18 protein-coding genes are annotated in these 19926 nt (G+C 71.7%); 9 read left to right on the top strand and 9 right to left on the bottom strand.

Going from position 1 to position 19926, the window contains the following annotated elements; all coding sequences use genetic code 11:
* Positions 1-118 precede the first annotated feature (118 nt).
* Entirely contained in the window at positions 119-478 is a 360-nt protein-coding gene (locus tag U5640_RS03320; RefSeq protein WP_340374296.1) for a cupin domain-containing protein, read from the top strand.
* 34 nt (positions 479-512) lie between these two features.
* Here the strand turns inward: U5640_RS03320 and U5640_RS03315 are convergent, their stop codons facing one another.
* Both U5640_RS03315 and U5640_RS03310 read right to left on the bottom strand, forming a co-directional pair.
* The gene (locus U5640_RS03315; RefSeq protein ID WP_340374295.1) at positions 513-1865 is read right to left on the bottom strand and encodes a VWA domain-containing protein; all 1353 of its coding nucleotides are present in this window, start codon (positions 1863-1865) and stop codon (positions 513-515) included.
* Positions 1862-2719 carry a MoxR family ATPase gene (locus U5640_RS03310; protein ID WP_067254586.1) on the bottom strand — a complete coding sequence of 286 codons (858 nt, stop codon included), beginning with the start codon at positions 2717-2719 and terminating at the stop codon, positions 1862-1864. The genes U5640_RS03315 and U5640_RS03310 overlap by 4 nt, the downstream gene beginning before the upstream one ends.
* A 123-nt stretch (positions 2720-2842) precedes the next feature.
* Between U5640_RS03310 and U5640_RS03305 the strand changes: the two genes are divergently transcribed.
* Positions 2843-3415, top strand: coding sequence for a hypothetical protein (locus tag U5640_RS03305; RefSeq protein ID WP_340374294.1), 573 nt, complete (start codon positions 2843-2845; stop codon positions 3413-3415).
* A gap of 34 nt (positions 3416-3449) precedes the next feature.
* Here the strand turns inward: U5640_RS03305 and U5640_RS03300 are convergent, their stop codons facing one another.
* The 7 genes from U5640_RS03300 to rhaI all read right to left on the bottom strand — a co-directional run bounded on the left by U5640_RS03300 (position 3450) and on the right by rhaI (position 11947).
* On the bottom strand, positions 3450-4175 hold the full coding sequence (locus tag U5640_RS03300; RefSeq protein WP_340374293.1) for a hypothetical protein: 726 nt from the start codon (positions 4173-4175) through the stop codon (positions 3450-3452).
* Positions 4176-4259: 84 nt separating this feature from the next.
* Positions 4260-4889: a lactate utilization protein C gene (locus tag U5640_RS03295; protein WP_340374292.1), complete on the bottom strand. Its 630-nt coding sequence runs from the start codon at positions 4887-4889 to the stop codon at positions 4260-4262.
* Entirely contained in the window at positions 4886-6364 is a 1479-nt protein-coding gene (locus U5640_RS03290) for a LutB/LldF family L-lactate oxidation iron-sulfur protein (RefSeq protein WP_340374291.1), read from the bottom strand. Before U5640_RS03290 ends, U5640_RS03295 begins: the two co-directional genes overlap by 4 nt.
* On the bottom strand, positions 6361-7116 hold the full coding sequence (locus U5640_RS03285) for a (Fe-S)-binding protein (protein WP_067254595.1): 756 nt from the start codon (positions 7114-7116) through the stop codon (positions 6361-6363). The genes U5640_RS03290 and U5640_RS03285 overlap by 4 nt, the downstream gene beginning before the upstream one ends.
* A 72-nt stretch (positions 7117-7188) precedes the next feature.
* Complete coding sequence (locus tag U5640_RS03280) at positions 7189-8625, bottom strand: rhamnulokinase family protein (protein ID WP_340374290.1); 1437 nt, start codon at positions 8623-8625, stop codon at positions 7189-7191.
* Between the two features lie 5 nt (positions 8626-8630).
* Positions 8631-10670: a bifunctional aldolase/short-chain dehydrogenase gene (locus tag U5640_RS03275; RefSeq protein WP_340374289.1), complete on the bottom strand. Its 2040-nt coding sequence runs from the start codon at positions 10668-10670 to the stop codon at positions 8631-8633.
* Between the two features lie 116 nt (positions 10671-10786).
* A complete protein-coding gene (rhaI, locus tag U5640_RS03270) occupies positions 10787-11947 on the bottom strand; it encodes an L-rhamnose isomerase (RefSeq protein WP_340374288.1) in 1161 nt (386 codons plus the stop codon).
* Positions 11948-12219: 272 nt separating this feature from the next.
* On the opposite strand from rhaI, the gene U5640_RS03265 reads away from it, so the two are divergent.
* From U5640_RS03265 to U5640_RS03235, 7 genes are all read left to right on the top strand, one after another.
* Positions 12220-13737 carry a sugar ABC transporter ATP-binding protein gene (locus U5640_RS03265; RefSeq protein WP_340374287.1) on the top strand — a complete coding sequence of 506 codons (1518 nt, stop codon included), beginning with the start codon at positions 12220-12222 and terminating at the stop codon, positions 13735-13737.
* On the top strand, positions 13734-14807 hold the full coding sequence (locus U5640_RS03260) for an ABC transporter permease (RefSeq protein WP_340374286.1): 1074 nt from the start codon (positions 13734-13736) through the stop codon (positions 14805-14807). The genes U5640_RS03265 and U5640_RS03260 overlap by 4 nt, the downstream gene beginning before the upstream one ends.
* Positions 14800-15777: an ABC transporter permease gene (locus U5640_RS03255; RefSeq protein WP_340374285.1), complete on the top strand. Its 978-nt coding sequence runs from the start codon at positions 14800-14802 to the stop codon at positions 15775-15777. The genes U5640_RS03260 and U5640_RS03255 overlap by 8 nt, the downstream gene beginning before the upstream one ends.
* A gap of 61 nt (positions 15778-15838) precedes the next feature.
* Positions 15839-16918 carry a rhamnose ABC transporter substrate-binding protein gene (gene rhaS / locus U5640_RS03250; RefSeq protein ID WP_340374284.1) on the top strand — a complete coding sequence of 360 codons (1080 nt, stop codon included), beginning with the start codon at positions 15839-15841 and terminating at the stop codon, positions 16916-16918.
* Between the two features lie 43 nt (positions 16919-16961).
* Entirely contained in the window at positions 16962-17282 is a 321-nt protein-coding gene (locus tag U5640_RS03245; protein ID WP_340374283.1) for an L-rhamnose mutarotase, read from the top strand.
* 47 nt (positions 17283-17329) lie between these two features.
* Entirely contained in the window at positions 17330-18754 is a 1425-nt protein-coding gene (locus U5640_RS03240) for a BNR repeat-containing protein (RefSeq protein WP_340374282.1), read from the top strand.
* Between the two features lie 79 nt (positions 18755-18833).
* Positions 18834-19856 carry a LacI family DNA-binding transcriptional regulator gene (locus U5640_RS03235; RefSeq protein WP_067254620.1) on the top strand — a complete coding sequence of 341 codons (1023 nt, stop codon included), beginning with the start codon at positions 18834-18836 and terminating at the stop codon, positions 19854-19856.
* The last annotated feature ends 70 nt before the right edge of the window (positions 19857-19926 follow it).

The following is a 19926-nucleotide window of genomic DNA, read 5'->3' as shown; positions in this document are numbered from 1 at the left end:
CCCCGGTGGCGGGGCGGACGATGGACCTGTGAGGCGCGGCCCCCACCGGTGACGTCCAGGGCGGCCGGGGAGACCGGCCCCGGCCGTGGCACGGCACGGCCGCCGGAAGGAGGACGCCATGCTGGAAGTGAAGACGATGGACAAGCCGGACGAGCGGCGCGACTTTCCGCGGGGCCACCTGGAGGCGGTCCACATGAGCGGGCTGGACTTCGCCATGGCGACGTTCGAGCCCGGCTGGCGCTGGACGGAGTCGGTGGCGCCCCTCGCGGGCACCGACACCTGCCAGATCCACCACAACGGCTATGTGGTCAGCGGGCGGATGCACATCACCATGGACGAGGGCGGCGAGACCGAGGTGGGTCCCGGCGACGTCTTCGTGGTCTCACCCGGACACGACGCCTGGGTCGTCGGTGACGAGCAGTGCGTGGTCTACGACTTCGCCGGGGCGATGGCCAAGGACTACGCGAAGGCCGAGTAGCGAACCGAGCCCCGGCCTTCGTGGCGGAAGACGCTCAGATCGGGAGCAACCGCGCCACCAGTGCGCCGAGTTGGTGGGCGTTGCGGCACTCGTGCATCGCGACCAGTCCGGCGTACTCGGGAGCGGCCGAGTCGCCCGTGCCCCACAGCGAGCGGGGCTCCGGGTTCAACCAGTACAGACGGCGGGCCCGCCCTGAGATCTCGCGCAGGGCCGCCAGGTTCGGGTCGCTCATGTTCGTCCGGGCGTCCCCCAGGACGAACACCGTCGTGCGCGGGCCCACGGCGGCGCCGTACCGGTGCGCGAACTCCCCGAGCGCGACGCCGTAGTCGCTGCTGCCGTGATGGCCCGTCAGCCGGGCCTCGGCCCGGATGCGCGAGCCCAGTCCCTCGGGATCGGCACGGCCGTGCTCGAGCAGCCCCGTCACCTCGTCGATCCGGTTGACGAAGGCGAACACCCGCACCTTGCCGAACTGGTCGTGCAACGCCTGCACCAGCAGCATCGTGAAGTCGGAGAAGCCGGACACCGAGCCCGACACGTCGCACAGCAGGACCAGTTCGGGACGGGCCGGCCGCCGACGGCGCAGCACCGGCCGCATCGGCACCCCGCCCGTGGACAGCGAGCCGCGCAGGGTGCGGCGCAGATCGATCGTGCCGCGCGCGGCACGGCGGCGGCGCGCGGCCAGCCGGGTGGCCAGCTTGCGCGCCAACGGCTGGACGGTCCGCCGCAATTCGGCCAGCCGGTCCCGGCCCGCGTACAGGAAGTCCACCCGGTCCGCGGTCGGCGCCACCGCCCGCCGCGCGATCTGGTCCCGCCCCCGCCGCTCCGCCACCCGGCGCCGCGCCTCCACCGCCACCAGCCCCCGGAACTCCTCGATGCGCCGCCGGATCTCGTCCTCCAGCAGGCGCCCCGCGAAGCCGGAACCACCGCCGCGCCGCCCCATCTCGTCCCGGACCCGGGCCAGCAGCGTCTGCGGGCGCAGCCGGTCCAGGGTCTGGTACGACGACCAGCCGTCCGCCCCCGGTGAACTCCCGTACCCGCCCAGCCCGTCGACCGCCTCGATCGCCAACTGGCCCAACAGGGCACGGTCGTCGGCGGCCAGCGCGTCCGCGAGCCGCTCGCGCAGGGAGTCCCGGTCGCCGGGCTCGCCCGCGGGCGCGCCGACGCCGTAGGGGAAGTACAGGTCGAAGACGGTGTCGAACAGCCGGCGCTGGTCCGGCGAGTGCAGCAGGGTGGCGGCCAGCCCTTCGCGCAGCAGCCCCCGGTCGGCGAACCCCAGCGCGGCCACCGCCTCGGCCGCGTCCACGGTCTCGCCGGTGCCGATCCGCACGCCGTGCGCGCGCAGCGCGGCCACGAACCCGGTCAGCCGGTCGGCGGCGTCGCCGCTCACACGGCGTCCAGGTCGAGCTTGGCCCCGGCCTTCAGGATGTCGTCCTGGTGCTTGAGGATCACGCCCAGACTGTCGCGGACGACGCTCTCGTCCAAGGTGGTGGCGCCCAGCGCGAGCAGGGTGCGCGCCCAGTCGATGGTCTCGGCGACCGACGGCACCTTGCGCAGGTCCATCGCGCGCAGCGCGGCCACCACCCGGACCACCGACTCGGTCAGCACCGAGTCCAGACCGGGCACCCGCAGCCGCACGATCCGCCGCTCCAGTTCCTCGTCGGGGAAGCCGAGGTGCAGGAAGAGACAGCGGCGGCGCAGCGCCTCCGACAGCTCGCGGGTGGCGTTCGACGTCAGGACGACGAAAGGCCGGCGGCTCGCGGTGATCGTGCCCAGCTCCGGGACGGTCACCTGGAAGTCGCTGAGCACCTCCAGCAGCAGGCCCTCCACCTCGACGTCGGCCTTGTCGGTCTCGTCGATCAGCAGCACCGTCGGCTCGTCGCCGCGGATCGCGGTCAGCAGCGGGCGCGGGAGCAGGAACTCCTCGCTGAAGATGTCGGTGCGGGCCTCGTCCCAGGTCTCGTCACGGCCGGCGCTGATGCGCAGCAGCTGCTTGGCGTGGTTCCACTCGTACAGCGCGCGGGACTCGTCCACCCCCTCGTAGCACTGCAGCCGTACCAGCCGGGCCCCGGCCACCCGGGCGACGGCCTTGGCGAGTTCCGTCTTGCCGACGCCGGCCGGGCCCTCCACGAGCAGGGGCTTGCCGAGCCGGTCGGCGAGGAACACGGTCGTGGCGACCGCGGGAGAGGCCAGATAGCCGGTCTCGGCGAGACGGGCGACGACGTCGTCGACGGACGTGAACAACGGGCCCTCCGGGGGATCGGGCGGGGCGGACGGTCGAGGACGAGCAGGTGCTCCGCAGACATATCTAAGCGCTTGTTCACCCGCCTTGTCGATGTTGTCAGTGGCGGCGGATACCGTGCGGCCATGGGTATCTACCTCGTGAGCGTGGACCCGGAGGACTGGTCGGTCCCCGGTGAGGACGGCTACGGCGATGTCGCCGCCGCCCTGGACGAACAGCTGACGCGGCGCGGTCTGCCGCCCTACCGGCCGGGCCGGCCGCCGCAGCCGGGCCGGTTCGCGGAGAAGACGAGCCCGCCCATGGACGGCTTCGACACGCTCTGCCGGGCCCACCTCACCCCCGGCGAGCGGCACACCCTCCTCAGCTGGTCGTTCCTGGTCCCCTTCGCGCTGGAGGAGCCCCTGCTGCTGCCGGTCGAGAACGCCTACGACACCGAGACCCTGGTCGTCGGGGCGCCCGACGTCCTCGCCCTCGCCGAGCGCCTCGCCGCCGCCCTCCGGCTGCCGCTCGACGTGATACCGGAGCCCTCCGGCCCGTACGGGCTCGGTGCCTGGTTCCAGGACGGCGACGCGGGGAAGGGAGCCGCGACCCGTCCCGGCCCCTGGGCCGATGACCCGGACACCGCGTTCTTCGCGGCGCTGTATCTGCGCGCCGCCCAGTACGCGCTGCGCCACCACTGCCCCATGACCTACTCCTGAGTGACCTGCTCCTGAGTGACCTGCTCTGAGCGGCCTACTCCTGAGCCGGCTCCACCAGGAACACCGTCAGCCACTCCGCGTCCGCCGCGTGATAGCCGAGCCCGACCAGCGCCTCCGAGGCCGCCCGCATGTGCTCGGCGCCGTAGACCACGGCGACCGTGAACGGCCCGGTGCGGCTCGTGTACGCCTGGTCGAACTCGGTGAGCACCCGCACGAGCAGCCGGTCGCGGCGGCGCATCACCAGGTCGTCGAGGCCGGGCATGCCGTCCGCCACGGCCTGCTCGGTGTCGCCCACCAGATCCTCGGTGGCCAGATGCCGGGCCACGTAGCGGCGGGTGCCGAACAACCGCATGCCCGCGGCCATCGCCGGTGTCAGCGTCGCGATCAGCAGGCGCTCGCGCAGCGGCAGCTGCCGGAAGCCGGCCTCGAACTCCCGGCCCGACATGTCCGGGCACACCACGGGCACCCCGAGCGCCCGGTAGTCGATGTCCTGGACGACCAGCCCCAGCCGCTCGCTGTACGCCAGCTGCTCGTACGACGCCACCAGGGCCTCCGCGCCGGGGGACCGCGTCTGACGGCCGACGCCCTCGGTGAGCACCAGGTTGCAGCGGCGCAGCCGGTCCGCCACCTCCCGGTAGAACGCCGGCTCCCCGAGGTGGATCATCGGGAACAGCAGGAAGGACAGGCCCGTGGCGGGTCTGGTGAACCGGATCACGGCGGACCGCACCCCGGCCAGACCGGTCACCTCGATGAACTGCATGGGACCCCCTGGGGAGCGCACACGGCACCAGGCCCCTACCCCCGAGGGGCCCCGTCTAGTGCCGTGAGCGGAAAGGTCACGGCACTAGCCGACCAGGATCACCTCGAGCGTGCGCGGACCGTGCACGCCCTCCACCCGGTCCAGTTCGATGTCGCTGGTCGCCGAGGGACCGGAGATCCATGTCAACGGCCGTGCGGGGTCCAGCCGTTCGAGGGCCTGCGGCACCGACGAGACGACCTGGTCCGGCACCCGCACCACACAGATGTGATGGTCGGGGACCAGTGTGATCCGGCGGCGGCCCTGGTCGGGGGAGCCGTCCAGCACGATCGTCCCCGTCTCGGCGATCGCCACCGCGCACGCCGTGACCACGCTGCCGACCCGGTCCAGCTCGTCCGCGGTGCTCGCGGCCGTGTCCTCGACCCGGTCGGCCCCGGTCCGCGCCAGCCATCCCGCGTCCAGCCCCGGCGGCACCACCACCGACCCCGCCCCGCGCTCTGCCAGCAACCGGCCGATCACGGACGGCAGTTCGTCCGGCGAGCAGCGGTGCACCAGCGCCCGGTAGTCGGCCAGGTTCGCCGCCAGCAGCGCCACCGTCTCCTCGGCGCCGCGGTCCCCGTGCACGTGCAGATAGGCGCGCTCGATCGGCGCGTCGTCCCCGGGCGCGTCGGCCAGCGCGCGCCGCACCCGCCCCAGAATGCGTTCCCTGCTGTTCACCGCGCTCCGTCCTTCCCGCCGTTCGTCCGCTGCCACCAGTCGCGGAAGGGTTCCGCCGGTACGGCCGGCAGGTCCCGGCTGCCGCTCCATGCCCGCCCCGGTCCGGGGAGCGTACGGGGGTGCAGCCGGCGCGTCCGGGAGGCGAGCCGCTGCCCGGTGCGCAGGGCGCCGGGGCGGGCGAACGCCCAGCGCGCCGCCCGCATGGCCGCCCGCTCCGCCGCGTGCCCCTTGGCCGGTTTGAGCACCACCCGGTTGCCCTCCCGGACCACCGGCCCGCCCTCGACGACCCGCTCCCGCAGATGCACCAGCACCTCCGGGATGTCGATGGCGACCGGACAGACCTCGTAGCAGGCACCGCACAGCGAGGAGGCGTACGGCAACGAGGCGTCGATCTCGCTCTGCGTACCGCGCAGTTGGGGGCTGAGGATGGCGCCGATCGGACCCGGGTAGACCGAGCCGTAGGCGTGCCCGCCGGCCCGCTCGTAGACCGGGCAGACGTTCAGACAGGCCGAGCAGCGGATGCAGCGCAGGGCCTGGCGGCCGACCTCGTCGGCGAGGGTGTCGGTGCGGCCGTTGTCCAGCAGCACCAGATGGAAGGTCCTCGGCCCGTCGCCGTCCGTCGTGCCCGTCCAGGTCGAGGTGTACGGGTTCATGCGCTCGGCGGTCGAGGAGCGCGGCAGCGTCTGGAGGAAGACCTCCAGGTCCCGCCAGGTCGGCACGACCTTCTCGATGCCCACGACGGAGATCAGGGTCTCGGGCAGGGTCAGACACATCCGCCCGTTGCCCTCGGACTCCACGACCACCAGCGTGCCGGTCTCGGCCACCATGAAGTTGGCGCCGGAGACACCGACCCTGGCCCGCAGGAACTTCTCCCGCAGATGCAGCCGGGCCGCCTCCGCCAGCTCGGCCGGTGTGTCGGTGAGCCCCTCGGGAGCCGCGCGCCCCCACTCGGCCATCTCCCGGCGGAAGATGTCCCGGATCTCGCCCCGGTTGCGGTGGATGGCCGGGACGAGGATGTGCGAGGGCCGGTCCCTGCCCAACTGCACGATCAGCTCGGCGAGATCGGTCTCGTAGGCGCGGATGCCCTCGGCTTCGAGGGCTTCGTTGAGCCCGATCTCCTGGGTGGCCATGGACTTGACCTTGACGACCTCCGACTCGCCGGTCTCCTTGACGAGCCGGGCGACGATCCGGTTGGCCTCCTCGGCGTCGGCCGCCCAGTGCACGGTCCCGCCCGCCGCCGTGACCGACTCCTCCAACTGCACGAGGTAGCGGTCGAGATGACGCAGCGTATGGTCCTTGATCCGCTTGCCGGCCTCCCGCAGCTCGGCCCAGTCGGACACCTCGGCGACCGCCGTGGCCCGCTTGGCGCGGATGGTGTGCGTGGCGTGCCGCAGATTGCCCCGCAGGGTCCGGTCCCCGACCGCCGCCCGAGCCGCCTCGGGAAAGGCCGGCATGCCCAGATACGTGCCGCTCATACGGCCGGTTCCTCCTCCGTGCTCGCCAGGATCTCCGCCAGGTGCACCGGCCGCAGTCCCGCCTTCAGCCGGGTCATGGTGCCGCCGAGGTGCATCAGACACGAGTTGTCGGCCGCGCACAGCACCTCGGCGCCGGTCGACTCGGCGTTGCGCACCTTGTCCGCGCCCATCGCCGCCGACACGTCGGAGTTCTTCAGCGCGAAGGTGCCGCCGAACCCGCAGCACTCCTCCGCGCCCGGCAGTTCCACCAGCTCCAGCCCCTTCACGGCCCGGAGCAGTCGGCGGGGCCGCTCGCCCAGGCCCAGACCCCGCAGCCCGTGACAGGTCGGGTGGTAGGTCACCGTGTGGGGGTAGTAGGCCCCGACGTCCGTCACCCCGAGCACGTCCACCAGGAACTCGGTCAGCTCGTACGTCTTCGGCACCACCGGCGCCAGCGCCGTCGCCAGCGAGCCCCCGCGCCCTTCCGCCCTCGCCCGCTCGCCCATGCGCGGATACAGCTCCCTCACCATCGCCCCGCAGGACCCGGAGGGCGTCACGATCGCCTCGTACTCCCCGAATACATCGGAGAAGTGCCGGGCGAGCGGCTCGGCCTCATGGCGGTAGCCCGTGTTGTAGTGGGCCTGGCCGCAGCAGGTCTGGGCCATCGGGAAGTCGACGTCAACACCCAGTCTGGTCAGCAGTTTCACCACGGCGCGGCCGGTGTCCGGATAGAGCGTGTCGTTGACACAGGTCAGGAACAGTGCGACACGCATCGCGGCTCCTCGGGGTTCGGTCATCGGATGAGTGCAGGGTAGTCGGCGACGGGGCCCGGGGGGAGCCCCGGCTCACCGCGCGGTGAGCCGGGCCTGTGCCTCGCGCCACCGCCCGGTGCCGCCCTGCGGCTCGTAGCGCGTCAGCGGCTGGGTGCGGGCGAGCAGCCCGCGCAGATCGGCACGGTCGCCGACCAGCCCGTGGGCCCGCGCCTGCACCAGCACGTTGCCGAGTGCGGCGGCCTCCGTCGGCCCGGCCACCACGGGCAGCCCGCAGGCGTCGGCGGTGAGCTGGCACAGCAGCGCGTTGCGCGTGCCGCCCCCCACGACGTGCACCACGTCCACGGGATGCCCGGCGAGCCGCTGGGCGTCCTCGACCGCCCGGCGGTGGGCGAGGGCGAGCGAGTCGAGGATGCAGCGGGTGACCTCGCCGCGGGTCCCGGGCACCGGCTGCCCGGTGGCCCGGCACGCCCCGGCGATCCGCTCCGGCATCCGCCCGGGCGCGAGGAACGCCGCGTCCCCCGCGTCCACGACCGACCGCAGCGCGGGCACGGCCGCCGCCTCCCGCAGCAGCACCCCCAGATCGGGGTCCCCCCAGGCCCGTACGCACTCCTGGAGCAGCCAGAGTCCCATGATGTTGCGCAGGTACCGGACCGTGCCGTCCAGCCCCAGTTCGTTGGTGAAGTTGGCGGCCCGGCTCTCCTCGGTGAGCACGGGTGCCTCCAGCTCCAGACCCGCCAGGGACCAGGTGCCGGTGCAGATGTAGGCGAACCGCTCCCCGGTCGCCGGCACGGCCGCCACCGCGGACGCGGTGTCGTGCGACCCCACGGCGGTCACCGGCACCGGAGCGGTCAGCCCGGTCTCCTCCAGCACCTCGGCGCGCAGGACCCCGGCCGGATCGCCCGGCTGCCGCAGCGGCGCGAACAGCTCCAGGTCGATGCCGAGGCGCGCGGCGAGCCCGGACGACCACGTGCGGGTGCGGGGGTCGATCAGCTGGGTCGTGGAGGCGTTGGTCAGCTCGGTGCCCTGCTCCCCGGTCAGCCAGTACGCCAGCAGGTCGGGGATGAGCAGCAGCCGCTCGGCATGGGCGAACTGGCGTGTCTCCCGGGCGGCGACGAGCTGGTACAGGGTGTTGAAGGGCGCGTACTGCAGACCGGTCGCCGCGTACAGCTCGGTGGCCGGCACGGTCGCCCACACCTTCTCGGCGACCCCTTCGGTGCGCGCGTCCCGGTAGTGCACCGGATTGCCGAGCAGCGCCCCGTCACCGTCGAGCAGTCCGTAGTCCACGGCCCAGCTGTCGATGCCGACCGAGTCCACGGGGCCGGCCGCCCGCAGTCCGTCCAGGACCCCGGCGTACAGGGACAGCACGTCCCAGCGCAGCCCCTCCGGCATCCGTACCGGGCGGTTGGCGAACCGGTGCGCCTCCGCCAGCTCCAGGGAGTCGGGGCCGACCCGGCCGACCATGACGCGCCCGCTGGACGCGCCGAGGTCGACCGCGGCGTACGACCGCACGCCGGTCACCGGAGGAAAGCGGCCGCCACACCCGCGTCGACGGGCACGTGCAGCCCGGTGGTGTGGGTCAGCTCCCCGCCGGTCAGCGCGAACACCGCGTTCGCCACGTGCTCGGGCAGCACCTCCCGCTTGAGGATGGTCCGCTGGGCGTAGAACTCGCCGAGCTTCTCCTCGTCGACCCCGTACACGGCGGCCCGCTGGGCGCCCCACCCGCCGGCGAAGATGCCCGAGCCCCGCACCACCCCGTCGGGGTTGACCCCGTTGACGCGGATCCCGTGCCCGCCCAGCTCGGCGGCGAGCAGCCGGACCTGGTGCGCCTGGTCGGCCTTGGTGGCGGAGTACGCGATGTTGTTCGGCCCGGCGAACACGGCGTTCTTCGAGGCGATGTACACGATGTCCCCGCCGAGCCCCTGGGCGATCATCATGCGCGCGGCCTCCCGCGACACGAGGAACGATCCCCTGGCCATGATGTCGTGCTGGAGGTCCCAGTCCTTGGCCGAGGTCTCCAGCAGCGGCTTGGAGATGGAGATGCCCGCGTTGTTGACGACGAGGTCGACCCCGCCGAAGGCGAGCGCGGCGGCCCGGAAGGCCGCGGCGATCTGCTCCTCGTCCGTCACGTCGACGGTCACGGCGACCGCCCTGTCGGGCCCGCCGAGCTCCTCGGCGACGGCGGCCGCGTTCTCGGCGTTCAGGTCGGCGACGACGACACACGCCCCCTCGGCGACCAGCCGGTGCGCGATCGCCCGGCCGATCCCGCTGCCCGCGCCCGTCACCAGCGCCACCCGGGTGGCCAGCGCCTTCGGCTCGGGCATCCGCTGGAGCTTGGCCTCCTCCAGCGCCCAGTACTCGATGCGGAACTTCTCCCGCTCCTCGATCGGCGCGTACGAGGACACCGCCTCGGCGCCCCGCATCACATTGATCGCGTTGACGTAGAACTCCCCGGCGACCCGGGCCGTCTGCTTGTCCTTGCCGAAGGAGAACATGCCCACGCCGGGCACCAGCACGACGGCCGGGTCGGCGCCCCGCATCGCGGGGGAGCCGGCCTCGGCGTGCCGCTCGTAGTAGGCGGCGTACTCCTCCCGGTACGCGGTGTGCAGTTCCTTCAGCCGCGCCACGGCCTCCTCCAGCGGAGCGGTGGGCGGCAGGTCGAGGACCAGCGGCCGCACCTTGGTCCGCAGGAAGTGGTCCGGGCAGGACGTCCCCAGCGCGGCGAGCCGCGGGTGCTCCGCGCGCGCCAGGAAGTCGAGGACGACGTCGGGGTCGGCGAAGTGCCCGACCTGCGGCCGGTCCTGCGAGGCGATCGCCCGCACGTACGGCGCGAGCGCGGCGGCCCGCTCCCTGCGCGCGCCCTCGGCCAGACCCTCGTACCCCTCGACGACGGGCCCGAAGGGCTCGGCCTTCCCCCGCTCGGCGAGGAACCTCTCGGCGGTGCGGATGATGTGCAGCGAGTTGCGCTCGCACTCCTCGGCGCTGTCGCCCCAGGCGGTGATCCCGTGTCCGCCGAGGACCACCCCGACGGCCTGGGGGTGGGCGGCCTTGATCGCGGCGATGTCCAGTCCGAGCTGGAACCCGGGCCGCCGCCACGGCACCCACGCCACGCTGTCCCCGAAGCACTCGGCGGTCAGCTTCTCCCCGTCCGCCGCGCAGGCGAGCGCGATCCCGGAGTCCGGGTGCAGATGGTCGACGTGCGCGGCGTCGACCAGCCCGTGCATCGCGGTGTCGATGGACGGCGCCGCCCCGCCCTTGCCGTGCAGGCAGTAGTCGAACGCGGCGACCATCTCGTCCTCGCGCTCCACCCCCGGGTAGACGTCGACGAGGCCGCGCAGCCGGTCCAGCCGCAGTACGGCGAGCCCGTTCTCGGTGAGCGTCCCGAGGTCGCCGCCCGACCCCTTCACCCACATCAGCTCGACGTCCCCACCGGTGACGGGGTCGGTGTCGACGCCCTTGGCGGACGCGTTGCCGCCGGCGTAGTTCGTGTTGCGGGGATCGGCACCGAGTCGGTGCGACCTCGCGAGGAGTGCGGCGGCTTCGGGATGGGTGGACATGGAGATTCCTTACTTTTCCAAGAGAGGGGAGTGGACGTCTTCGAGGGGCGCGGGGAACCGCGCGACCAGCCACTGACCGGCCCGCACCCCGTGACGAAACAGATCAAGGCAGACGCTCACGCGCCCCAACCGGCCTGCTCCCCTCCCACCCGCTCGGCGACGACCTTCTCGGCCCACCCGGACGCCCGGTAGGCGACCAGGGGCTCGGGGTCCAGCCCCATCTCCTCCCGCACCTCCCGCAGCAACGGCCGCACATCCGTGTTGTACGCATCCATCAGCACCGCATTGGCTTCCAGCACATCCCCGGCAGCCTGAGCCGCGGCCAACGCCGACCGGTCGACGAGCAGCGCCTTCGCCGTCGCCTCCTGCACGTTCATCACGGAACGGATGATCGCGGGGATCTTCGCCTCGATGTTGTGGCACTGGTCCAGCATGAAGGCCACCTCGGAGGTGAACCCGCCGCCGCGCACCACCTCGTACATGATCCGGAACAGCTGGAACGGGTCCGCGGCCCCCACCATCAGGTCGTCGTCCGCGTAGAAGCGCGAGTTGAAGTCGAACCCGCCGAGCCTGCCCTCCCGCAGCAGCGTCGCCACGATGAACTCGATGTTGGTCCCGGGCGCGTGGTGACCGGTGTCGACCACGACCTGCGCCCTGGGTCCCAGCTTCAGACAGTGCGCGTACGCCGTGCCCCAGTCCGGGACGTCCGTCGCGTAGAACGCCGGCTCGAAGAACTTGTACTCCAGCAGCATCCGCTGCCCGTCCCCGAGCCGCTCGTACACCTCGGCCAGCCCCTCCGCCAGCCGGTCCTGCCGCGCCCGGATGTCGTCCTGACCGGGATAGTTCGTCCCGTCCGCGAACCACAGCTTCAGATCCGTGGAGCCCGTCGCGTCCATGATGTCGACGCACTCCAGCAGATGATCCAGGGCCTTGCGGCGCACCGCCGCCTCGGGATGGCAGATGCTGCCCAGCTTGTAGGCGTCGTCCTGGAAGGTGTTGGAGTTGATCGTCCCCAGCCTCACCCCCCGGTCCTCGGCGTGCTCGGCCAGCGCCGCGTAGTCCTCCACCTTGTCCCACGGGATGTGCAGCGCCACGGTCGGCGCGACGCCGGTGACCGCGTGCACCTGTGCCGCGTCGTCCAGCTTCTCCTGCGGGGTGCGGGGTACGCCCGCTTGCGCGAACACCTTGAAGCGGGTCCCCGAGTTCCCGTACGCCCACGACGGCGTCTCGACGGCCTGGGTCTTCAGCGCGGCCTTCACGGCGGCGAGGTCGGTCACTTCGGGCTCCTGTGACATCGGTCCGGGACAGGGCCCGGATGAAACGATTCAGAACGGGAAGCTATGAGGCCGCGAAGGTACTGTCAACCCTTTCGACCACGCGCCCTTTCCGTGACCGCCACGTGACCTTCGGCTATCGAAAACTTTTCGAGACGGACCCATTGACGTGACATGCCCGCCGTGCCTAACGTCCCGGCAATCCAGTTGAAACCTTTCACGACGCCGTGTCGGGCCCCAGGGCACCGCCGCGGACGTTCGTCGAGGAGCCACCCATGACCCACCCGTCCGACACGGGACCGGCCCCGGTGCTGGCGCTCAGGGACGTCGCCAAGTCCTTCGGCGCCGTACGCGCCCTGCGGGGCGTATCCCTGGAGCTGTTCCCCGGCGAGGTGCACGCCCTCGCCGGGGAGAACGGCGCGGGCAAGTCGACCCTGATCAAGACCCTCGCGGGGGTGCACCGGCCGGACACCGGCCGGGTGCTGCTCGACGGCGAGCCCGTCGTCTTCCACGGACCCGGCGACGCCCGCGACGCCGGCATCGCCGTGATCTACCAGGAACCGACGCTCTTCCCCGACCTTTCGATCGCCGAGAACATCTTCATGGGCCGCCAGCCCCGGCGCGCCCTCGGCCGCATCGACCACAGGGCCACCCACGCCGCGACCGCCGCCCTGATGGCCCGGCTCGGCGTCGACCTCGACCCGGACCGCCCGGCCCGCGGCCTGTCCATCGCCGACCAGCAGATCGTGGAGATCGCCAAGGCGCTCTCCTTCGACGCCCGTGTCCTGATCATGGACGAGCCGACCGCCGCCCTCACCGGCAGCGAGGTCGCCCGGCTCTTCGGAGTCGTGCGCACCCTGCGCGAGCAGGGCGCGGCCGTCCTCTTCATCTCGCACCGGCTGGAGGAGATCTTCGAGATCTGCCAGCGGGTCACCACCCTGCGCGACGGCGCCTGGATCGCCGGCGAGCCCCTCGCCGGGATGACCGAGGACGACCTGGTCCGCCGCATGGTCGGCCGCGACCTCGACGAGCTCTACCCCAAGCAGGACGTCACCCCGGGCGAGATCGCCCTGAGCGTGCGCCGGCTGACCCGCGAGGGCGTCTTCACCGACGTCTCCTTCGTCGTACGGCGCGGGGAGATCGTCGGCCTGGCCGGACTGGTCGGCGCCGGACGCACCGAAGTGGCCCGCGCGGTGTTCGGGATCGACCGCTGGGACGCCGGTGACGTCACCGTCGACGGCAAGGTACTGGTCAACGGCGCCCCCTCCACCGCGATGGCCGCCGGCCTCGCCCTGGTCCCGGAGGACCGGCGCGCCCAGGGCCTGGTGATGGACATGTCCATCGAGCGCAACATCGGCCTCACCGGTCTGCGCACGACGGTGAAGGCCGGCCTGATGGACCGCGGCGCCGAGCGCAGCCGGTCCCTGAACTGGGCGGTCAAACTGCAGGTGAAGTACGCCCGGATCGCCGACACCGTCAACACGCTCTCCGGCGGCAACCAGCAGAAGGTCGTCCTCGCCAAGTGGCTGGCCACCGCCCCCAAGGTGCTGATCGTCGACGAGCCCACGCGCGGCATCGACGTCGGCACCAAGGCCGAGGTGCACCGGCTGCTCAGCGAGCTGGCCGCCGACGGCGTCGCCGTCCTGATGATCTCCTCCGACCTGCCCGAGATCCTCGGCATGGCCGACCGCGTGCTGGTGATGCACGAGGGCCGGCTCACCGCCGAGATCCCCCGATCCGACGCCACCGAGGAAACCGTGATGGCCGCAGCCACCGGGAGGGCCGCCGCATGACGGTCGCCACTCCTGAACAGGCCCCCGTCGCCGGGACGCCCCGGTCCGGCGGAACCCGGCTCGTCGACCGCGTCTTCAAGATGCGCGAACTCGCCATCCTCGTCGTCTTCCTGGCGATGATCGCCGTCACCCAGGCCGGCAACAGCGAGTTCCTCTCCGAGCAGGGCATCAAGGACCTGCTGCTGAACGCGACCATCCTGGTGCTGGTCGCCACCGGCCAGTCCCTGGTGGTGATCACGAGGAACGTCGACCTCTCGGTCGGCTCCACCCTCGGCATCACCGCCTTCGCCGCCGGCACCTATCTGCACGGCGGCGGCGACCCGGTCGTCGCGATCGCCCTGGCCGTCCTGCTCGGTGTCGGCTGCGGGCTGCTGAACGGGCTGCTGGTCAGCCTCGGCCAGGTGCCCGCCCTCGTCGTCACCCTCGGCACGCTGTACATCATCCGCGGCATCGACTCCATCTGGGTCGGCTCCCGGCAGATCACCGCGGCCGACCTGCCCGGCGGCTTCGTCGACTTCGGCTCCGGCGGCCTGTCCGCGGTGCCGTACCTCGCGCTCATCGCCCTGGCGGTGCTGATCGCCACGGCGTACTACCTCAAGCACTTCGGCAGCGGCCGGGAGCTGTACGCCCTCGGCTCCAACCCGGAGGCCGCCCGCCTCGCCGGCATCCCCGTGCGCAAGCGGATCCTCGCCGCGTACACCTTCTGCGGCGGACTCGCCGGACTCGCCGGCGCGATGTACCTGGCCCGGTTCGGCAACGTCGACTCCTCGACCGGCACCGGCTACGAACTCACCGTCGTCAGCGCGGTCGTGGTCGGCGGCGTCGTCTTCACCGGCGGCTCCGGCAGCGTCTACGGCGCCGCCCTCGGCGCCCTCCTGCTGACGTCCATCAACAGCGTCCTGCCCGCCCTCGGCGTCAGCTCGGTGTGGGTCCTCGCCATCAACGGCGTCCTGCTGCTGCTGGCGATCGCGGTCGACCGGATCGTGGCGCTGCGGGTGGCCACCGCCCTGAAGAAGAAGTCGGCGTCGGTGACGCCGGCCGCAGAGAAGAAGGGGGAGGCCCGTGCCTGAGTCCCTGAACCGCGCGATCCGGTGGGACACGGTCGTCAGCGCTCTCCTCGTCGTCCTGCTGCTGTTCTCCTTCTCCTTCGTGGACGGTTTCGGCAACGCGCTGAACCTGTCCTTCCTCATCGGCAACACCCTGCCGATCGCGCTGATCGCGCTGCCCATGACCCTGCTGGTCGTCTCCGGCGAGATCGACCTCTCGGTCGCCTCCACCGCCGGACTGTCCGGCGCGGTGATGGGCGCCCTGTGGAACCAGGGCATGACCATCGAGACGATCATCCCGCTCTGTCTGCTGCTCGGGGTCGTCTGCGGGCTGATCAACGGCCTGCTGGTGACCCGGCTCGGACTGCCCTCCCTCGCCGTCACCATCGGCACCCTCGCCGCGTACCGGGGCATCGCGCAGATCGTGCTCGGCTCCGACGCGGTGACCGACTTCCCCTCCACGTACCTGGACTTCGCGGCCGGACGGGTCGGGGACAGCTTCCTGCCGCAGGCCTTCCTGCCCTTCCTGGTCCTGCTCGCGATCGCCGTGGTCGTCCTGCACGCCACGCCGTTCGGACGCTCGCTGTTCGCGATCGGGGCGAGCGAGGAGGCGGCCCGGTTCGCCGGCATCCGCGTCAAGCGGCAGAAGCTGATCCTGTTCACGGCGACGGGGTTCATGGCCTCGCTCACCGGGATCTTCTGGGCGCTGCACTACGCGAGCGCCCGCTACGACAACGCGACCGGACTCGAACTCTCCGTCGTCGCGGCGGTGTTGCTCGGCGGCATCGACTTCGACGGCGGCAAGGGCACGTTGGGGGGTGCGATCGCGGGGGTGTTCCTCCTCGGCGCGCTGCAGAACGTGATGAGCCTCGTCAACGTGTCGGCGCAGTCCCAGATCGTCGTGACCGGTGTGCTGCTCGTCGTCTCCGTCCTCGGCCCCCGGGTGGCCCGTCAGATCTCCGTCGCCCGGGCGGCGGCCCGTTCCGCCGGTTAGCGCACACGGCCCGCGCCCCCCTCAAGGCTCTCCTCTCACCCTCTCTCCCAAAGGAACCCTCATGCGCAAGTCATCCCTTCGGCGTGCCTGTGCCGCCCTCGCCGTCGTCTCCTCGCTCTCCCTCGCCGCCACCGCCTGCGGGGGCACCACCAAGGAGGACGTGAAGAGCGAAGGCGCCTCCGCGGCCGCCACCGGCAAGGCCGACCCGAACGCCGCCACCAAGAAGGGGCTGACCGTCGGCTTCCTGCCGAAGCAGGTCAACAACCCGTACTTCACCTCCGCGGACAAGGGCGGCGAGGCCGCGCTGAAGGAGCTGGGCTCGAACTACAAGGAGGTCGGTCCCTCCAGCGCGACCGACACCTCGGGACAGGTGTCGTACGTCAACACCCTGACCCAGCAGCAGGTCGACGCGATCGCCGTCTCCGCACAGGACCCGGGTGCCCTGTGCACCGCGCTCAAGCAGGCCATGAGCAACAAGATCAAGGTCGTCACCTACGACTCCGACACCAACCCCGAGTGCCGCAACGCCTTCGTCTCGCAGGCCTCCGCCGAGGACCTCGGCCGCACCGAGGTGCAGCTGCTCGCCGAGCAGATCGGCTACAAGGGCGAGATCGCTATCCTGTCCGCCGCGCAGACCGCGACCAACCAGAACACCTGGATCGAGTTCATGAAGGACGAACTCAAGGACGCCAAGTACAAGGACATCAAGCTCGTCAAGGTCGCGTACGGCAACGACGACGCCCAGCAGTCCTTCCAGCAGACCCAGGGCCTCCTCCAGGAGTACCCGAACCTGAAGGGGATCATCTCCCCGACCACCGTCGGCATCAAGGCCGCGGCCCAGTACCTCTCGGGCTCCAAGTACAAGGGCAAGGTCAAGCTGACCGGCCTCGGCACCCCCAACGACATGCGCAAGTACGTCAAGAACGGCACCGTCGACGGCTTCGAGCTGTGGGACCCGGCCAAGCTCGGCGCCCTCGCCGCGCAGACCGCCGTGGCGCTGGCCTCCGGCCAGATCACCGGCAAGGAGGGCGAGACCTTCACAGCCGGCGGGACGTCGTACACCATCGGCAAGGACGGTGTGATCAGCCTCGGCAAGCCGACCGTGTTCGACGCCAAGAACATCGACCAGTTCAACTTCTGATCCCCACGCCCCAGTCCCCCCACCCACCGGGAGCGGTACTTCCATGCAGCGCGTCTGTTTCCTGCTCAAGGTCCGTCAGGACCGTCTCGCCGAGTACCGCGAACGGCATGCCGCCGTGTGGCCGGAGATGCTCGAGGCTCTCTCGGCCACCGGGTGGCACAACTACAGCCTCTTCCTCAGGGACGACGGCCTGCTCGTCGGCTACCTGGAGACCGAGGACTTCGCCGCCGCCCAGGCCGGGATGGCGGCCGCCGAGGTCAACGCCCGCTGGCAGGCCGAGATGGCACCGTTCTTCGAGTCCCTCGACGGCGCCCGGCCCGACGAGGCCATGAAACCCCTCACCGAAGTGTTCCACCTCGCCTGACACCACCCCGTACCACCCGCTCTCGTACGACAATGGAGTCCCCCGAGATGAGACGACGCACCCTGCTGGCCGGCGCCCTCGCGAGCGCCGCGGCGACCCCCCTGCTCGCCTCCGGCACCGCCCGCGCCGCCGACCCCGGCCCGTCCGTGACCGGCAAGGGCAGCACACGGCTCGACGCGAGCGCGATCTTCTTCGTGTCCTACGACGGCCTCGTCAACAACAACTCCTTCCAGAAGAACGGTCTGTTGACCTACAAGGGCTACCAGTACGCGGCCTGGTACACCTCCACCGGCAACGCGGTCGTCGGCCGCCGCGTCCTCGGCGGCACCTCCTGGTCGACCGTCACCCTCTCCCACGTCCTCAAGGCCAGCGACTCCCACAACGTCATCTCCATGGGCGTCTCCAGGGCCGACGGGCGGCTCCACCTCAACATGGACTCCCACAGCGACGGCTTCTTCTACGTGAAGTCGGTCGCCGGACTCCTGGACAACCCGGCCGCCACGTCCTGGACCTCGTCCGTCTTCGGCGCCGTGCAGACCAGCCTCGACGGGCTCGCGCTCACCTCGCAGTTCACCTACCCGCAGTTCATCTCCACGCCGGAGGGCCGACTCCAGCTCAGCTACCGGGTAGGGATCTCCGGCAACGGGCGCAACGCCCTCGCCGAGTACGACGGTTCGTCCTGGACCGCGCTCGGGGAGTGGTCCGGCTCCACCGGCACGTACACCAGCTCGCACGGCTCCTCCACCGCCCGCAACATGTACCTGCACGGCATCGACTACGACGTCAACGGACGGCTCCACTCCTTCTTCACCTGGCGCGAGCAGTCCGCGGCCGTCATGTGCAGCAGCGGCGGCATCACCAACCACGACACCGGCTACGTCTACTCCGACGACCGCGGACGGACCTGGCGCAACAACGCGGGCACGCTCGTGGGCACCACCGGCACCTCGGACACGGTCGCCGTCACCGACCCGGGGCTGGTCGTCGACCCGCTCAACCCCGACCACTCCCTGATGAACCAGGAGAGCCAGGCCACCGACTCCGCCGGCCTGCCCCACGCGATCATCAGCTACGTCCCCGGCCGCTTCGGCCAGTGCACCACCAACTACGTCAGCGACCGCACCGCCAACGGCCGCGCCTTCCACGTCCGCAAGAACGCCTCGGGCACCTGGCAGAAGACGGAGATCCCCGTCGTCCTCGGCTCCAGCCAGCGCACCAAGCTGGTCCTGGACAAGTACGACAACGCCTACGCCGTCTTCCCGTTCGGGCGGATCGCCGGCGCCTCGAAGTCCTCCGGCTACACCGACTGGACCGTGCTCTTCGACGGCAGCGGACTGAACGCCTTCGGTGAGGTCGTCATCGACGAGCTGCGCGTCAAGGCCGACAACACGCTGTCGTTCATGTACCAGGAGAAGTCGAGCGGGACCACCCCGTCGGCGCTCCACGTCGTCGACTTCGCACTGCCCGCATGACAGGAACGGCCAGGGGGCGGCGTGACGGTAATGTGAGGCCCGTCCCGCCGTACCCCGTTCACGTGGAGGTCCCCGCCTGATGGCCCAGCCGGTGGGTATCAAGGACGTCGCCCGAGCCGCCGGAGTCTCCGTCGGTACCGTCTCCAACGTCATCAACCGTCCGGACACCGTCGCCACGGAGACCCGGGCCCGTGTGCTGTCCGCGATCGACCGGCTCGGATACGTCCGCAGCGAGTCCGCGCGCCAGCTCAGGGCCGGGCGGTCCCGGATCATGGGGCTGCTCGTCCTCGACATGGGCAACCCGTTCTTCGTGGACGTCGCGCGCGGCGCCGAGCGGGCCGCCCGCGACGCCGGGCTCGGCGTGATGGTCTGCAACAGCGCCGAGAGCGTCGGCGAGGAGGCCGAGTACCTCTCCCTCTTCGCCGAGCAGCGGGTGCGGGGCGTGCTGCTCACCCCCGCCGACGCGACCGGCCGCAACATCGAGTCCTTCCGCCGCCACGGCATCCCGTTCGTGCTGGTCGACCGGGTCTCCGAGGGCACCACCGAGTGCTCGGTGTCCGTGGACGACGTCGCGGGCGGCGCGCTCGCCGTACGGCACCTCATAGACGCCGGGCACCGCTCCCTCGCGTACGTCAGCGGACCGCCCGGCTTCAACCAGGTCCGGGACCGCCGCACCGGCGCCCTGAACGCGCTCGCCGAGGCCGGCCTCGGCCCCGACCGCCTGCGCGAGCTGCCCACCGAGCGGCTCGACGTGGCCGCCGGACGGGACGCCGGTGCCCGGCTGCTCGGACTCGCCGACCGCCCCACGGCCGTGTTCTGCGCCAACGACCTGCTCGCCCTCGGCGTGCTCCAGGCCATGTACGCGGCCGGCGTCGGGGTCCCCGACGACCTCGCCATCGTCGGCTACGACGACATCGAGTTCGCCGCCGCCGCGGCCGTCCCGCTCACCTCGGTCCGCCAGCCCGCCGTCACCATGGGTGCCCTGGCCGCCGAGATGCTGCTGGAGGAGACCGAGGAGGACACCGGCAGACGGCACGAGCACCGCAGGGTCGTGCTCCAGCCCGAGCTGGTGGTACGCCGCTCCAGTCTCTCGGCGCGCTGAAACACCCCGGCACGGAACCGGCCCGCTGAGCCGCCGTTCAGTAGCCGCTCGTGATCCCCGGCCGCCACGC

It is taken from the genome of Streptomyces sp. SS7 (assembly GCF_037993025.1).
Taxonomy (GTDB): domain Bacteria; phylum Actinomycetota; class Actinomycetes; order Streptomycetales; family Streptomycetaceae; genus Streptomyces.
This window is presented reverse-complemented; position numbering and strand designations above follow the sequence as displayed.

What these genes read in the sequence shown, in the direction of transcription:
- U5640_RS03320 (WP_340374296.1), top strand. Translation starts at nt 119, where the DNA reads ATGCTGGAAGTGAAGACGATGGACAAGCCGGACGAGCGGCGCGACTTT.
- U5640_RS03305 (WP_340374294.1), top strand. Translation starts at nt 2,843, where the DNA reads ATGGGTATCTACCTCGTGAGCGTGGACCCGGAGGACTGGTCGGTCCCC.
- U5640_RS03300 (WP_340374293.1), bottom strand. Translation starts at nt 4,175, where the DNA reads ATGCAGTTCATCGAGGTGACCGGTCTGGCCGGGGTGCGGTCCGCCGTG.
- U5640_RS03290 (WP_340374291.1), bottom strand. Translation starts at nt 6,364, where the DNA reads ATGAGCGGCACGTATCTGGGCATGCCGGCCTTTCCCGAGGCGGCTCGG.
- U5640_RS03285 (WP_067254595.1), bottom strand. Translation starts at nt 7,116, where the DNA reads ATGCGTGTCGCACTGTTCCTGACCTGTGTCAACGACACGCTCTATCCG.
- U5640_RS03275 (WP_340374289.1), bottom strand. Translation starts at nt 10,670, where the DNA reads ATGTCCACCCATCCCGAAGCCGCCGCACTCCTCGCGAGGTCGCACCGA.
- U5640_RS03265 (WP_340374287.1), top strand. Translation starts at nt 12,220, where the DNA reads ATGACCCACCCGTCCGACACGGGACCGGCCCCGGTGCTGGCGCTCAGG.
- U5640_RS03260 (WP_340374286.1), top strand. Translation starts at nt 13,734, where the DNA reads ATGACGGTCGCCACTCCTGAACAGGCCCCCGTCGCCGGGACGCCCCGG.
- rhaS (WP_340374284.1), top strand. Translation starts at nt 15,839, where the DNA reads ATGCGCAAGTCATCCCTTCGGCGTGCCTGTGCCGCCCTCGCCGTCGTC.
- U5640_RS03245 (WP_340374283.1), top strand. Translation starts at nt 16,962, where the DNA reads ATGCAGCGCGTCTGTTTCCTGCTCAAGGTCCGTCAGGACCGTCTCGCC.
- U5640_RS03240 (WP_340374282.1), top strand. Translation starts at nt 17,330, where the DNA reads ATGAGACGACGCACCCTGCTGGCCGGCGCCCTCGCGAGCGCCGCGGCG.
- U5640_RS03235 (WP_067254620.1), top strand. Translation starts at nt 18,834, where the DNA reads ATGGCCCAGCCGGTGGGTATCAAGGACGTCGCCCGAGCCGCCGGAGTC.